Origin of the sequence: Microbacterium proteolyticum, assembly GCF_029639405.1 — a bacterium.
Lineage (GTDB): Bacteria > Actinomycetota > Actinomycetes > Actinomycetales > Microbacteriaceae > Microbacterium.
Genome location: NZ_CP121274.1, coordinates 3603778 through 3618009, shown reverse-complemented (window position 1 = coordinate 3618009; position 14232 = coordinate 3603778). Strand labels below are relative to the sequence as shown.

Genomic DNA, 14232 nt, shown 5'->3' with positions numbered 1-14232 from the left:
ACGAACACCACCGGCGCGACGACGCTCCGGTTCGACGAGGGAGTCACCACCACATGAGCACGCGCACGCTGCTGCGGGGAGGAACCGTCATCACCGCGGTCCGCCCCGGCGAGGTCCTCACCGACACCGACATCCTGATCGGCGCCGACGGAACGATCGAGGCCATCGGACAGGGCCTGGATGCCGGCGACGCCGAGGTGGTCGACGTGCGCGGCCGCATCGTGCACCCGGGCTTCGTCGATACGCACCGCCACACGTGGCAGTCGGTCGTCCGCAACCTCGCGTCGGACTGGTCGCTCACCGAGTACCTCGCGGGCCTGCACACCGGTCTCAGCAAGCACTTCCGCCCCGAGGACACCTACACCGGCAACTACCTCGGTGCGCTCGAGGCCCTCGACTCCGGCATCACGACGCTCGTCGACTGGTCGCACAACCTCGCCACCCCCGCGCACGCGGACGCGGCGGTCGCAGCCCTCAAGGACACCGGGATGCGTGCGGTCTTCGCGCACGGCGGCGGTGCCGAGCAGTGGGGGAGCCTGCCGTCGGCCAACGTGCACCCCGCCGACGCGCGGCGCGTCCGCGACGAGCACTTCTCCTCCGACGGGGGCCTCGTGACCATGGCGCTCGCCCTGCGCGGACCGCAGTTCGTCACCCCCGAGGTCAACGTCGCCGACTTCCGCCTCGCCGCCGACCTGGACCTCCGGGTCACGATGCACGCCGGTGACGGGTATTGGGGCAAGTCGGGTCCGATCCGCAAGATGCACGCCGACGGCCTGCTGTCCGACCGCATCACCTACGTGCACTGCTGCACCCTCGGCGACGATGAGCTGAAGCTCATCGCCGACAGCGGCGGCACCGCCTCGGTCGCCCCCGACGTCGAGATGCAGATGGGCCACGGCTTCCCCGCCACCGGCCGGCTGCTGCGCGCCGGCATCCGCCCGACCTTCTCTATCGACGTGTGCAGCTCGAACGGCGGCGACATGTTCGCCACCATGCGCACCGCCATCGGCATGCAGCGCGCCCTCGACAACGCCCCGTCCGTCGACACCGGCGAGGTGCTCGAGCGCATCAGCCTCACGTGTGCCGACGTCGTGCAGTTCGCCACGATCGACGGTGCGCACGCCGCGGGTCTTGCGGACACCACGGGCTCGATCGCGGTGGGCAAGGCCGCCGACATCGTCGTGCTCGACGACCGGTCGTTGGCCCTCACCCCGCTCAACAACCCCATCGGGAGCCTCGTCTACTCGGCTCACCCGGGTCTCGTCCGCGACGTCTTCGTGCAGGGCCGCCGGGTGAAGAAGGACGGCGAACTCGTGGGCGTGGACATCGCCCGGTTGAAGGCGGATGCCGAGGACTCCCGCAGCTACCTGCTCGGTGAGATGCCCGAGGCGCGCCTCGACGGCACGTGGCACCCCACGCTGGTGACGGCATGACCGACCTCGCCGTTCCCGCGCGCATCGCGCCGAAGGACCACGGTCCGACGGCGCGGATGGTGCTGGCGTGGCCGGGCACCCGGGCGCTCATCGCGGTCGCCGCGCTGTTCCTCATCAGTCCGCTCATCGCCCCCGGCAGCGTCGGACCCACCGCCATCGTCTCGATGCTGCCGTTCGCGGCGCTCATCGCGATCGTGGCGATCGGCCAGACCCTCGTCATCCAGCAGGGCGGCCTCGACCTGTCGATTCCGGGCGCGGTCACGCTCGGCGCACTGATCGTGGCCCGCTTCGGCGGCGACGACGCCCTGGGTCTTCCCGCGGCGATCGGCGCGGCGATCCTCGCCACCGCCGCGTTCGGTCTGGCGAGCGGGCTCGTCATCACCCTGTTCGGCCTCCCGCCCCTCGTCGTCACGATCGCGGTGAACGCCCTCATGATCGGTACGGTCCAGGCCCTGTCCGGCGGGTTCGCGACGCAGAGCCCCGACGCGCTCAACCAGTTCGCGCTCAGCCGGTGGGGTGGCATCCCGGTGCTCGTGTTCTTCGCCCTCGCTCTGACCCTCGCCGTCCACGTCGTCCTGAAGCTGACGCGTCTCGGTCGGCGGTTCGAGCTCGTCGGGGAGAACCCCCGCAGCGCCGCCAACCTCGGCATCGGGACGCGCGGATACACGATCGTGGCGTACGTCCTCTCGGCCGGGCTCGCCGCCGTCGGCGGTGTGCTGCTGGCGGGACTGCTCCGCACCCCGACCCTCACCGCCGGCGACGACTATCTCCTGCCCTCGATCGCGGCGGTGGTGCTCGGCGGCACCGCCCTCACCGGCGGGCGCGGCAGCGTCGTGGGCACCGCGCTCGGCGCCCTCTTCCTGGCGCAGCTGACCCAGCTGGTCCAGACGTTCACGCAGGCCACCGCCGTGCAGAACATCGTCCAGGCGCTGATCATCGGCGTCGGCATCGTCGCCCAGCTGCAGCTGGGCGGCTCCACCTCCCGTATCCGGAACCTCATGCGACGGCGTCCGGGAGCCTGACACCGGCTCATCCGCCACCGCGACCCCCACCGGGTCGACGGGCGGTCCGTCGCGCCCTCATCCGACCCTGCACACCCGATCACCCACTCGAAGAGGAGTACCTCCATGATCACCACAGCACCCGCACGGCGAGCAGGTCTCGCCGTCATCGCGCTCGGCGCGCTCGTCCTCGCCGGCTGTTCCTCCACGAACAGCGCCGGTGGCGGCAGCTCCGAGGGCGCCAGCAACCTCACCGCCGACATCGCCGCCGGCAGCAAGGGCACCGTCGACCAGTTCACCGACATCTCGGCCGTCTGCCCCACCGACGGCACGAAGGTCTCGGTCGGCGTCGTCGACGGCTACGGCACCAACACGTGGTCCAAGACCGTTCTCGCGGAGATCGAGAGCGAGGCCGCCAAGTGCTCCGCCATCTCGGGCGTCGAGTTCATCGCCGGCCGCGGCGACCTCGAGGCGACGACCTCGGGCATCACGAGCCTCGCCGCCAAGGGCACGAACATCATCCTCGTCATCCCCGACGCCGGTCCCGGCGAGGCGCACCTCCCCGCGATCCGGCAGGCCACCCAGGCGGGTTCCACGGTCGTCGCGTTCGCTTCCGACCCGCAGGGCACCGCCGGCACCGACTACCTCGACTACACCGACCAGATCCCGGAGTTCGTCGGGAAGTCCAAGGCGCAGTGGATCGTCGACCAGCTGGGCAGCACCGGCGGCAACGTCGTGTTCTTCGGCGGCCCGTCGGGCGCCCTGGTCTCGACGCAGGAGTTCGCCGGGGCCAAGGAGGTCTTCGACGCCAACCCGCAGATCACGCTCGTGAACACCGAGCCCATCTGGTCCAACTGGGACCCGGCTCAGGCGCAGCAGGCGATGGCCGGCGTCCTGTCGCAGGGCACGCCGATCAACGCGATCATCGCCGACTACGGTGCATCCGCCTCGGGCATCATTCGCGCCTACGAGGCGGCCGGTCAGCAGCTCCCGATCCTCACCTCGACCGACGACAACTCCCTCAGCTGCGGGTACGCCGACCTGAAGGCGAAGAACCCGGGGTACGAGCTGGCCACCGTCTCCTCGCGCACCTGGATCGGCCGCGTCGCGCTCCGCAAGGCGCTCGCCGCCGTCTCCGGCACCTCGAACACCGAGCCTTCGCTGTACGAGCTCGCGCTCTTCGAGGACTCCACCGGCAAGACGGCCGGGGCGGTCACGCCCGACAAGGCGTGCCTGTCGTCGGCGCCGTCCGATGCGACGCCGTCGACGCTGCTGACCGCCGACGAGATCACGAAGCTCTTCGGCTGATGAACGAGACCCCCACGACCGTGGCATCCGCGCTCACCCTCTCGGGCATCACCAAGACCTACCCCGGTGTCACCGCGCTCGACGCGGTCTCGGTCGACATCGCCGCCGGTCGCGTGCACGCCGTGCTGGGCGAGAACGGCGCCGGGAAGTCCACCCTCGTGGGGATCGCGGCGGGGTCGGTGGTGCCGGATTCCGGCACCATCGGCCTCGCCGGGCGCGAGTTCGACCGCATCCGGCCCGCCGAGGCGCGGGAGTCCGGGCTCGCCATCGTGTACCAGATCCCCGCGCTCGCCCCCTCGTTGAGCGTGGTGGATGCCGTCCTGCTGCTGCTTCCCGCGAGCAAGCGCCCTTCGCGCCGCACGGCGGCCGCTTGGGTCACCGCGCACTTCGAGCGCCTGTCGCTGAAGATCGACCCGCACGCGCTCGTGTCGTCGCTGTCGCTGCGCGAGGCGCACCTCGTCGAGATCGCCGCCGCCCTGGCATCCGATCCCCGTGTGCTGGTGCTGGACGAGCCGACCGAGGCCCTCGGGCCGGAGGAGACGGCGTGGCTGTTCGGTCAGGTCCGCGGCCTGCTGGAGAAGGGCGTGGCGATCGTCTACATCACCCACCGGATCCCCGAGGTGATGGAGATCGGCACCGACCTCACGGTGCTGCGCGACGGGCGCGTCGTCGGTCGCGGCCTCGTTGCGGACTTCACCGCCGACCAGGTCGTCGAGCTCATCGTCGGGCGGTCGCTGGAGACCACGTTCCCCGACAAGCCTCTCGCCCCCGCCCCCGACGCGACCCCCGCCCTCGAGGTGCTCGAACTCAGCGGTCCCGGCTACGACAACGTCTCGTTCTCGGTGTACCCGGGGCAGATCGTCGGTCTCGCCGGGGTCGAGGGCAACGGTCAGCGCCGCGTGCTCCGAGGCATCGCCGGCGGCGGCTCGACGGGCGGCCGCATCCTGGTGAACGGTCAGGAGGTGTCGACGCGCTCCCGCCGGTCGGCGTCGGCCGCGGGGGTCGTGTTCCTGCCCGGCGACCGCATCGGCGAGGCCATGTTCGGCAAGATGTCGATCCGCGAGAACGCCGTCGCGGGGGCCCTGCGCGCCGCGATGCCCGGCGGATTCGTCCGCCGCAGCCGCGAGTACGCGTTGACGCGCGAAGGCGTCGCCGGTCTCGCGGTGAAGACCCCGCACTACGAGGTGCCGGTCTCGGCGCTCTCGGGCGGCAACCAGCAGAAGGTCCTGCTCGCCCGCGGGCGCCTCGGCGACCCGAAGGTCCTGCTCGTAGAGGACCCGACGCAGGGTGTCGACGCGGGTGCCCGCGTGGACATCTACGCGTTCCTCCGGGAGCTCGCCGCCTCGGGTGTGGCCGTCGTCGTCCTGTCGACGGATGCCGTGGAGCTCGAGGGCCTGTGCGACCGGGTCGTGGTGTTCTCCCGCGGTCGCGTCCAGGCGACGCTGGTCGGCGACGACGTCGATGAGCGTGCCATCACGGGGGCTGCGGTGCTGTCGCACGAGACGGCGTCCGTCGAGGTCGCGGTGACGGCACGGCGCCGATCGCGCGGCATCCTGGCGGGCGAGACGCAGGCCGTCGTGCTCCTCGGGCTGGCGGTGGCGCTCTCGATCGTCACCTCGTTCGTGTCGTCCGCGTTCCTGAGTCCCCTGAGCATCAGTCAGCTGCTGGCGGCGACGAGCGTCCTGATCTTCGTGGGGTTGGCGCAGCTGGTCGTCGTGATGACCGGGGGCATCGACCTGAGCATCGGATCGGTGACGGCTCTCTCAGCGGTCATCCTGTCGTTCTTCGCGCAACAGGGGATCGGGTACTTCCTCATCGGGGTCGTGCTCGCGCTCGCGGCGGGGGCCGCGGTCGGGTGGGTGAACGGCCTCCTCGTCACGCGCCTCTCCCTCCCGCCTGTCATCGCGACGCTTGTGAGCTCCATCGCGGTGCTCGGTCTCGCGCAGGTGCTGCGGCCGAGCCCCGGCGGGTCGGCCCGGGCCGACGTGCTGACGACCCTCGGTCTCGCCGTCGCCGGCGTGCCCCTGATCCTGGCGCTGGCCGTCGCGATCGCCGTGGTCATGTGGTTCGTCATCCAGCGCACCCGCGGGGGACGCGCGCTGCGGGCCGCCGGCTCCGACCCCGTCAAGGCCAATCGCATGGGCGTGCGGGTCCCGCGGACGCGGCTGCTCGCCTCCGTCACCGCGGGCGTCCTCGCCGCGCTCGCCGGGCTCGCGGTGTATTCGCGGTCGGGCATCGGCGACGCCAACGCGGCGCAGGCGCTGACCCTCACCTCGGTGACGGCGGTCGTCATCGCCGGCGCCAGCATCTTCGGCGGTTCCGGTTCGGCCCTGGCCGTCGCCGCGGCGGGGCTGCTCCTGCAGACGGTGACGAGCTCCCTGGCGTTCCTCTCGCTCGGCCTGTCGTGGCAGTACTGGATCCAGGGGGCGTTCGTGCTCTTCGCCGCGGTCGTCCCGCTCGTCATGGTGCTCGTGCGCCGCGGTCGCTCACCGGGGGTGCGGGGCGGCTGATCCGCCGCGCGTCCGCATCCCCATCGGAACCCCTCTGACCTCAGGAAGGCCATCATGAAGAACACCGGAACCACGGGCACCAACGGCGTCGACTGGGAGGCGCGCGTCGACTTCGACCGCCTCCGAGACGAGCGCCTCGCGCGCGTCAAGGCGGAGTTGGAGCGGTCGGACCTCGGCGCGGTGCTCGCGTTCGACTTCTCCAACATCCGCTACATGACCGCGACGCACATCGGCACGTGGGCCATGGACAAGCTGATCCGCTTCAGCCTCCTCACCCGCAACACCGACCCGATCTCGTGGGATTTCGGGTCGGCGGCGAAGCACCACGCGCTGTACAACCCGTGGCTGGACGTCACCTCGTCCGAGATGGATGCCGATCCCCACGCGCCACACGAGGGCACCAAGCGTCCGCGGCTCGAGTCCGGGGCGCGCGCGGGGATCTCGACCCTCCGCGGAGCCTTCCCGCCGGATGCCGGCATCGCCGAGGAGGTGGCCCGCAAGATCAAGCGCGAGCTGGAGAAGTTCGGGGTCGCCGACCAGCCGCTCGGCGTCGACGTCATCGAGCTGCCGATCCTGTTCGCGCTGCAGCAGGTCGGCATCCGGGTGGTCGACGGTCAGCAGATCTTCATGGAGGCCCGGCGCATCAAGACGAACGACGAGATCCGGCTGCTCACGCAGGCGGCGTCGATGGTGGACGCAGCGTACGAGGACCTGTACCGGTTCCTGCGCCCCGGTGTCCGCGAGAACGAGGCCGTGGGGCTCGTCGCCAAGACGCTGTACGACCTCGGGTCCGAGTACGTCGAGGGCGTCAACGCGATCTCGGGCGAGCGCTGCTCCCCGCACCCGCACGTGTTCTCCGACCGTCTGATCCGCCCCGGCGACCCGGCGTTCTTCGACATCCTGCACAGCTGGAACGGCTACCGCACGTGCTACTACCGCACCTTCGCGGTGGGGTCGGCGAGCACGAAGCAGAAGGATGCCTACACCCGGGCCCGCGAATACATGGACCGGGCGATCGCCCTCGTGCGTCCGGGTGCCACGACCGCCGACATCGTCTCGGTGTGGCCGACGGCGCAGGAGTTCGGCTTCGCCGACGAAGAGGCGGCCTTCGCGCTGCAGTACGGCCACGGGGTCGGCCTGTCGATCTGGGAGAAGCCGATTTTCTCGCGGCTGGTGTCGTTCGACCACCCCGAGGAGCTCAAAGAGGGCATGGTCTTCGCCCTCGAGACCTACTGGCCCTCCGCGGACGGCTGGGGCGCCGCGCGCATCGAGGAGGAGGTCGTGGTCACCGCGACCGGGTGCGAGGTCATCACGAAGTTCCCCGCGGAAGAGCTGTTGATCGCCGGACCCCGGTACATCGCGGTCGGTGGTCCGCTGAACAACCAGCGCGACTCGCAGTCGCACTTGAACACGACGTGGGGCCGCGGGGAGGCGTGATGGCGTCGGTCGGCTTCCTCGGCCTCGGCTCGATGGGGGCGGCGCTCGCTCGCCGCCTCGTCGACGCCGGGCACCGTGTCCATGTCTGGAACCGTTCGCCCGGCGCGGCGGGCGAGCTCGTCGCCGCGGGGGCCGTGGCGTGTGCGACGCCCGCGGAGGCGCTCGCGCACCCGGTGTCGTTCTCGATGCTCGCCGACGGTCCCGCGGCGCTCTCCGTCCTGGATGCCGAGTCCGTGGCATCCGCGACCGGCAGCGTCCACGTGAACATGGCGTCGATCAGTCCCGCGGAGGCGGGCGAGCTGCAGGGGCGGTTCGCGGCGGCCGGGGCGCGCTACGTCGCCGCTCCGGTGCTCGGGCGGCCCACCGTCGCGGCGGAGGGCAAGCTCAACGTGCTCGTCGCGGGCGCACCCGACGACGTCGCCGAGGTCGAGCCGTACCTGCAGCTGTTCGCCGCGCGCCTCTGGCCGCTCGGTGAGGAGCCGTCGACCGCCAACGCCGTGAAGATCGCGGTGAACTACGACATCATCCACGCGATCCAGGCGATCGGGGAGTCGGTCGCCCTCGTCGAAGCCCGCGGCGTCGATCCCGGGCTGTTCGTCGAGATCCTCACCTCGACGCTGTTCGCCGGGGTCGTGTACAGCGGCTACGGCGGCATGATCGCGCGGCAGGCGTACGACCCGCCCGGGTTCGACGTGGCCCTCGGCTACAAGGATCTGCGGCTCAGCGCCGAGATCGCGGGCGAGACGGGGACGCACCTGCCCACGCTCGCCGCTTTGACGGCGGTGTTCGAGCGAGCCTTGGCCGAACCCGACCTCGCGCGCCTCGACTGGGGTGCCGCGGCGGAAGTCACCCGGCGGGGGCTCCTGCCGGGATCGGAAGACGAGAGAGAGGGAGGTGCGGTATGAGCCGCAGGTATCTGGTGGTCGGCGGGACTTCCGGCATCGGACGCGAGATCGTCGCGTCGCTCGCCGCGGACGGCCACGAGGTGACGCTCACGGGCCGTGACCCGATCGCCGCCCAGGCTATCGCCGAGGAGATCGGCCCGAACGTCCGCGGGATCGCGGTCGACATCTCCGAGCCGGACGACATCGCTCCCGCGCTCGCCGACGTCGGCGAACTGGACGGCCTGGTGCTCGCCGCGATCGAGCGCGACGCGAACACCGTGCGCGACTACGACATCGCGCGCGCCCGGCGCCTCGTGACCCTCAAGCTCGTGGGGTACACCGAGACCGTGCACACGCTCCTCGACCGGCTCGTGCCGCAGCGCTCGACTGGCATCGTGCTGTTCGGCGGCCGCGCGAAGGACGCCCCGTATCCCGGGTCGGTCACGGTCTCGACCATCAACGGCGGCGTCGAGGGCCTCACCACCGCCCTCGCGCTCGAGCTCGCGCCGCTGCGCGTCAACGCGCTGCACCCAGGCATCATCGGCGACAGCCCGTTCTGGGCCGGGAAGCCCGCGGGGGTCCTCGAGGGCTACTCGTCGCGCACGCCCGGCGGCGAGCTCGCGACGATGAACGACGTGGTGGATGCCACCCGGTTCCTGCTCCACAACGAGGGCGTCTCGGCGACGAACCTCTACGTCGACCGGGGCTGGCGCATCACCTGACGCCCGGCTCGTCGCCGAAGATCTCGGGATGCCGCTCCAGCTCGATGCGCGTGCGCCGGATGTGCCGCTCGAGCACGTGGGCAGCCTCCTCGGCGTCGCCGCGGCGGAGGGCGGCGACGAGCAGCCGGTGGTCGAGGTGCGCGGTGCCGTCGTGGCGGGCGTGCGCCGCGGTGACGAAGGCGCGGCGGTAATGGTGCGTCCGGTTCCACAGGCCCACGACCGTGTCGCCCAGCATCACGGTGCGCGCCGGCGCGTAGGTGGCGAAGTGGAACTCCCGGTCGTGGCGCAGGAAGTCCTCGGCATCCGCCTGCTCCATGCGGGTGGCGAGGTCGTCGAGGGCGTCCAGGTCGTCGGGGGAGAGCAGCGGCGCGCTCATCCCGAGGAGCACCGGCTCGATGCGCTCGCGCACGAGGTAGAGCTCCTCGCATTCGGCGAGGGTCAGACGCGACACCCAGGCGCCCGAGTTGGCGACGAGCGTCACGAGTCCCTCGGCCTCGAGGATGCGCAGCGCCTCGCGCACCGGGATGCGGCTCGTCGTGTGCCGGGCCGCGAGGTCCTCCTGCCGGATCCGGGTCCCGGGGGGATGGATGCCACGGAGGATCTCGTCGCGGAGAGTGTCGGCGATCCCCGAGCCGGCGCGCCCGTGATCGCGGGCGACGGTGAGTGGGCCGCTCATTCGGCGGGCCTCGCGGGGTGCCACAGCAGCGTCTCGGCATCCTGCTCGTAGGCCTTGCCGTCGGGGAAGCTCACGAGTTCGAACTGCATGCCCCACGGGGCGCGGAAGTAGATCCAGCGCTGCCCTGTCGAAGCGGCGCCGCTGACGACCGGTTCGCCCATGACGTCGACGCCGTGGGCGCGGAGGTGGGCGACCGCGGCATCCAGGTCGTCGACGTAGAGGGCGAGGTGGTGCCCGCCGATGTCGCTGTTGCGCGGGGGAGGGGACTGTCCGTCGGCGGCGTCGTACGCGAAGACCTCAAGGTTCGTGCCGTTGCCGAGGCGGTAGAACCGGATCTCGCGGATCGCCGTCCGCGGGTGCACCCCGAGCTGCCGTGTCATCCAGTCGCCCTCGCCGCTGCGGCCGGGGAGCGTGTACACCGGCACCGCGCCGAGGACGCCGACGAGGAACGTCTCAGCTTCGTCGAGATCGGGCACGGTGAAGCCGATGTGGTCGCTGCCGCGCAGCCCCGGAAGTCCCATGTCGCACCCTCCATTGGATCCATTGACGCCCATGAAGGCGTCTCTCGACAGTATCTCGCGGCGATCAAGCCTTGTATTGGAGACAATTCAATCGTACAGTGTGAGCGAACGACCTGTATAGGTGGACGCAACGACGCGTGAGGAGCGACATGGCCAAGCGGAAACGGCTGAACACCGGAATCGAGTGGGTGCAGCTGGAGACGACCGCCGCGGACTGGAAGGCGGCCGACCCGGAATTGCTCGGGACGATGCTCGGTCAGCTGCATCTCATCCGGGCCTTCGAGGAGGCGGTGCTCGACCTCGCGGGCGCGGGCCTCGTGCATGGCCCCGCGCACTCCAGCATCGGGCAGGAGGGCGGCGCGGTCGGCTCGATCGTCTCCCTCCGACCCGCGGATGCCGTGAACGGCTCGCACCGCGGACACCACCAGTTCCTCGCCAAGACGCTCGCGTACGTCTCCGGCGGTGCGCTCGACCCGGCCGCCCTCGTGACGCCGGACGTCCAGACGCTGCTCGACCGCACGCTGGCCGAGATCCTCGGACTCGCCTCCGGTTTCTCGGGTGGCCGCGGCGGCTCGATGCACCTGCAGTGGCTCGAGGCCGGAGCTCTGGGCACCAACGCGATCGTCGGCGGCGGCGCCCCGCTCGCCACCGGCCACGCGTGGGCGCAGAAGCACGCCGGCACGTCCGATGTGTCGATCAACTACTTCGGCGACGGGTCGAGCCAGATCGGTTCGGTCCTCGAGTCGATGAACCTCGCGGCGACGTGGAAGCTGCCGGTGGCCTTCTTCATCGAGAACAACCTCTACGCGGTGTCGACCCGCGCTGACGAGGCCAGCGCCGACATCCGCTTCTCCGTGCGCGGCCAGGGCTTCTCGATCCCCGCGTGGCGGGTGGACGGCATGGACCCCCTCGCCGTGCACCTCGCCACGGGCGAAGCGCTCGAGCGCATGCGCGCGGGGGAGGGCCCCGCGATCGTCGAGGCCGAGGTCTACCGCTTCTTCCACCAGAACGGCCCCTACCCGGGCAGCGCATTCGGATACCGCACCAAGGACGAGGAGGGCCAGTGGCGCGCGCGCGATCCGCTGGAGCGAATGGCATCCGAGATGCGTCGGCTCGGCCTCCTCGACGACACTGAGGCGCAGGCGGTCCGCGAGCAGGCCGTTGCCGCCGTGGCGCAGTCGGTCGCCGCCGTGGTAGAGGGAGACCCCGAGCGCCCCGGCCGACGCCGCATCCGCCCCGAGCTGTGGCCCGACCCCGCGGTGGTGGACACCGGCATCCGGGGGGATGCCTCCGAGCTCGATGCCCTCACGGCATCCGAACCCGCGCGGTGGACCGGCGGGTGGCGCGACCTGAAGTTCGTCGACGCCGTCGCGCAGACCATGGACCGCCGCATGGAGACCGACCCCCGCATCATCGTGCTCGGTGAGGACGTGCACCGCCTCGGCGGCGGCACGAACGGCGCGACGAAGGGGCTGGTCGAGAAGTACGGCCCCGACCGCGTCATCGGCACCCCGATCAGCGAGAACGGCTTCTTCGGCGCCGCCGGCGGCATCGCGATGGACGGCCGGTTCCGCCCCGTCGTGGAATTCATGTACCCCGACTTCATGTGGGTGGCCGCCGACCAGGTGTTCAACCAGGTCGGCAAGGCGCGGCACATGTTCGGCGACAACAACACCGTCCCGCTCGTGCTGCGGACCAAGATCGCGATGGGGTCCGGCTACGGCTCGCAGCACCTCATGGACCCCGCCGGGATCTTCGCGACGCAGGCGGGGTGGCGCATCGTCGCGGCCTCGACCGCCGCGGACTACGTGGGACTCATGAACGCCGCGCTCGCCCTCGAGGACCCGGTGCTCGTGATCGAGCACGTCGACCTCTACGGCCTACCCGACCGCGTCCCCGACGCCGACCTCGACTACGTCATCCCGCCTGGGTCCGCCGCCGTGCGCCGGGAGGGGAACGACGTCACCGTGCTCACCTACCTGTCGATGGTCGGCCACACGCTCGAAGCCGTCGAACAGACCGGGACGGATGCCGAGGTCATCGACCTCCGCTGGCTCGACCGCGCTTCGCTCGACTGGGACACCATCGGCGAGAGCATCCGCAAGACCAATGCCGTCCTCATCGTCGAGCAGGGGTCCCGCGGGCCGTCCTACGGGGCCTGGCTCGCCGACGAGATCCAGCGTCGGTTCTTCGACTGGCTGGATCAGCCGGTCGAACGCGTCACCGGCGGCGAGGCGAGCCCGAGCATCTCGAAGGTGCTCGAGCGGGCCGCCATCGCCCGCACGGAAGAGGTCGTCGCAGGCCTCGAGCGCGTGCGTGCGGCAGGAGGGATCCGCTGATGGCCGTCGTCGTCCGCATGCCCGAGATCGCCACGGGTGCCGCCGAAGCGGCCATCCAGAGCTGGCTCGTCGAGGTCGGCAGCCCCGTGCGCGCCGGCCAGGCCATCGTCGAGATCGAGACCGAGAAAGCGGTCGTCGAGTACGAGGCCGAGCGCGCCGGCATCCTCGCCGGGATCCTGCTCCCCGCCGGTGACGCCGCCGCCGTGGGCGTCCCGATCGCCGTTCTCGCCGAGGAGGGGGAGAGCGTGGATGCCGCGCTCGCCGCCGCCGGGGGAGCGCCCGCCCCCGCGACCGCGACGCCGTCCGACACCGATGTCGCCGCCGCGCCCGAGGAAGCGGCCGAGGCTCCGGCGGCACCGGCCTCGGCGGCGCCGGTCGTGGCCGCAGCGCCCGCGCCGCCGGCACCCGGTCCGGCCCCCGCGGCGTCGCCGGCGGGCGAGGAGCGTCGCCTGTTCGCCTCGCCGCTCGTGCGCCGCCTCGCGGCCGAGCGCGGCATCGACCTCGCCGAGGTCCCCGGATCGGGCCCGCGCGGACGCATCGTCCGCCGCGACCTGGATGCCTGGACCCCGGCGTCGGCGGAGCGGCATCCGGAACCCGCCCCCGAGGCCGCCGAATCGCCCGCTCCGGCAGCGGCGGGGAGCGCGTACGAGGACGTGCCGCACACCGGCATGCGTCGCGCCATCGCGCGGCGGCTCACGGAGTCGAAGGTCACCGTCCCGCACTTCTATCTTCAGGCGGACTGCCGTGTCGACGCGCTGTTGGCCCTGCGGACGCAGATCAACGAGGGACGCGAGCAGCGCATCTCGGTGAACGACCTCGTCGTGAAGGCCGTCGCCGGTGCGCTGCGCGACGTCCCCGACGCGAACGCGATCTGGACGCCGGATGCCACGCGTCGCTTCTCCGCGGCGGACATCGCCGTGGCGGTGTCGGTGCCGGGCGGGCTGCTCACCCCGGTCGTCCGGGAGGTCGACCGGTTGTCGATCGGCGAGCTCGCCACCACGGTCCGCGACCTGGCGGGACGGGCGCGAGAGGGGCGGTTGAAGCAGAACGAGCTCGAGGGAGGGTCGTTCGCGGTGTCGAACCTCGGCATGTACGGCACGACGTCGTTCTCGGCGATCATCAACCCTCCGCACGCGGGCATCCTCGCCGTCGGAGCCGCGACGCGGCGACCGGTGGTCGAGGAGGACGGGTCGCTCGCGGTGGCGACGGTCATGTCGGTGACGCTCTCGGCCGACCATCGGGTGCTCGACGGTGCGCTCGCTGCCCAGTGGCTGGCGGCGTTCGTGGCGCGCATCGAGAATCCTCTGCAGATCCTGCTGTGAATCGTGTCGGTTTCGGGCGTCCGCGCTTCGCGATGGGCCCCGGAACCGGCACGCTGGGGGGAGACGTCCGCGGGGGATC

Annotated in this window: 11 protein-coding genes; 9 read left to right on the top strand and 2 right to left on the bottom strand. The window is 71.5% G+C overall.

Annotation, left to right across the window (positions count from 1 at the left end):
* Window positions 1–53: 53 nt before the first annotated feature.
* The 7 genes from P8R59_RS18130 to P8R59_RS18100 all read left to right on the top strand — a co-directional run bounded on the left by P8R59_RS18130 (window position 54) and on the right by P8R59_RS18100 (window position 9295).
* On the top strand, window positions 54–1433 hold the full coding sequence (locus P8R59_RS18130; RefSeq protein ID WP_278102194.1) for an amidohydrolase family protein: 1380 nt from the start codon (window positions 54–56) through the stop codon (window positions 1431–1433).
* Window positions 1430–2455, top strand: coding sequence for an ABC transporter permease (locus P8R59_RS18125; protein ID WP_278102193.1), 1026 nt, complete (start codon window positions 1430–1432; stop codon window positions 2453–2455). The genes P8R59_RS18130 and P8R59_RS18125 overlap by 4 nt, the downstream gene beginning before the upstream one ends.
* Before the next feature lie 105 nt (window positions 2456–2560).
* Complete coding sequence (locus P8R59_RS18120) at window positions 2561–3742, top strand: substrate-binding domain-containing protein (RefSeq protein ID WP_278102192.1); 1182 nt, start codon at window positions 2561–2563, stop codon at window positions 3740–3742.
* A complete protein-coding gene (locus P8R59_RS18115) occupies window positions 3742–6252 on the top strand; it encodes an ATP-binding cassette domain-containing protein (protein ID WP_278102191.1) in 2511 nt (836 codons plus the stop codon). Before P8R59_RS18120 ends, P8R59_RS18115 begins: the two co-directional genes overlap by 1 nt.
* A gap of 54 nt (window positions 6253–6306) precedes the next feature.
* Window positions 6307–7689, top strand: a complete 1383-nt coding sequence (locus P8R59_RS18110) for a M24 family metallopeptidase (RefSeq protein WP_278102190.1) — start codon at window positions 6307–6309, stop codon at window positions 7687–7689.
* Window positions 7689–8594, top strand: coding sequence for an NAD(P)-dependent oxidoreductase (locus P8R59_RS18105; RefSeq protein WP_278102189.1), 906 nt, complete (start codon window positions 7689–7691; stop codon window positions 8592–8594). Before P8R59_RS18110 ends, P8R59_RS18105 begins: the two co-directional genes overlap by 1 nt.
* The gene (locus P8R59_RS18100) at window positions 8591–9295 is read left to right on the top strand and encodes an SDR family NAD(P)-dependent oxidoreductase (protein WP_278102188.1); all 705 of its coding nucleotides are present in this window, start codon (window positions 8591–8593) and stop codon (window positions 9293–9295) included. Before P8R59_RS18105 ends, P8R59_RS18100 begins: the two co-directional genes overlap by 4 nt.
* Here P8R59_RS18100 and P8R59_RS18095 read toward each other — a convergent pair.
* A complete protein-coding gene (locus P8R59_RS18095; RefSeq protein WP_278102187.1) occupies window positions 9288–9971 on the bottom strand; it encodes a GntR family transcriptional regulator in 684 nt (227 codons plus the stop codon). The two genes, P8R59_RS18100 and P8R59_RS18095, sit on opposite strands and share 8 nt — an antisense overlap.
* The gene (locus P8R59_RS18090) at window positions 9968–10492 is read right to left on the bottom strand and encodes a VOC family protein (RefSeq protein ID WP_278102186.1); all 525 of its coding nucleotides are present in this window, start codon (window positions 10490–10492) and stop codon (window positions 9968–9970) included. The genes P8R59_RS18095 and P8R59_RS18090 overlap by 4 nt, the downstream gene beginning before the upstream one ends.
* 149 nt (window positions 10493–10641) lie before the next feature.
* Between P8R59_RS18090 and P8R59_RS18085 the strand changes: the two genes are divergently transcribed.
* Both P8R59_RS18085 and P8R59_RS18080 read left to right on the top strand, forming a co-directional pair.
* Window positions 10642–12831, top strand: coding sequence for an alpha-ketoacid dehydrogenase subunit alpha/beta (locus tag P8R59_RS18085; protein WP_278102185.1), 2190 nt, complete (start codon window positions 10642–10644; stop codon window positions 12829–12831).
* Window positions 12831–14153 carry a 2-oxo acid dehydrogenase subunit E2 gene (locus tag P8R59_RS18080; RefSeq protein ID WP_278102184.1) on the top strand — a complete coding sequence of 441 codons (1323 nt, stop codon included), beginning with the start codon at window positions 12831–12833 and terminating at the stop codon, window positions 14151–14153. The genes P8R59_RS18085 and P8R59_RS18080 overlap by 1 nt, the downstream gene beginning before the upstream one ends.
* The last annotated feature ends 79 nt before the right edge of the window (window positions 14154–14232 follow it).

Bases quoted from the DNA above. Each gene is read 5' to 3' on its own strand.
- P8R59_RS18115 (WP_278102191.1), top strand. From the start codon at position 3,742: ATGAACGAGACCCCCACGACCGTGGCATCCGCGCTCACCCTCTCGGGC.
- P8R59_RS18095 (WP_278102187.1), bottom strand. From the start codon at position 9,971: ATGAGCGGCCCACTCACCGTCGCCCGCGATCACGGGCGCGCCGGCTCG.
- P8R59_RS18130 (WP_278102194.1), top strand. From the start codon at position 54: ATGAGCACGCGCACGCTGCTGCGGGGAGGAACCGTCATCACCGCGGTC.
- P8R59_RS18085 (WP_278102185.1), top strand. From the start codon at position 10,642: ATGGCCAAGCGGAAACGGCTGAACACCGGAATCGAGTGGGTGCAGCTG.
- P8R59_RS18125 (WP_278102193.1), top strand. From the start codon at position 1,430: ATGACCGACCTCGCCGTTCCCGCGCGCATCGCGCCGAAGGACCACGGT.
- P8R59_RS18080 (WP_278102184.1), top strand. From the start codon at position 12,831: ATGGCCGTCGTCGTCCGCATGCCCGAGATCGCCACGGGTGCCGCCGAA.
- P8R59_RS18120 (WP_278102192.1), top strand. From the start codon at position 2,561: ATGATCACCACAGCACCCGCACGGCGAGCAGGTCTCGCCGTCATCGCG.
- P8R59_RS18110 (WP_278102190.1), top strand. From the start codon at position 6,307: ATGAAGAACACCGGAACCACGGGCACCAACGGCGTCGACTGGGAGGCG.
- P8R59_RS18100 (WP_278102188.1), top strand. From the start codon at position 8,591: ATGAGCCGCAGGTATCTGGTGGTCGGCGGGACTTCCGGCATCGGACGC.
- P8R59_RS18105 (WP_278102189.1), top strand. From the start codon at position 7,689: ATGGCGTCGGTCGGCTTCCTCGGCCTCGGCTCGATGGGGGCGGCGCTC.
- P8R59_RS18090 (WP_278102186.1), bottom strand. From the start codon at position 10,492: ATGGGACTTCCGGGGCTGCGCGGCAGCGACCACATCGGCTTCACCGTG.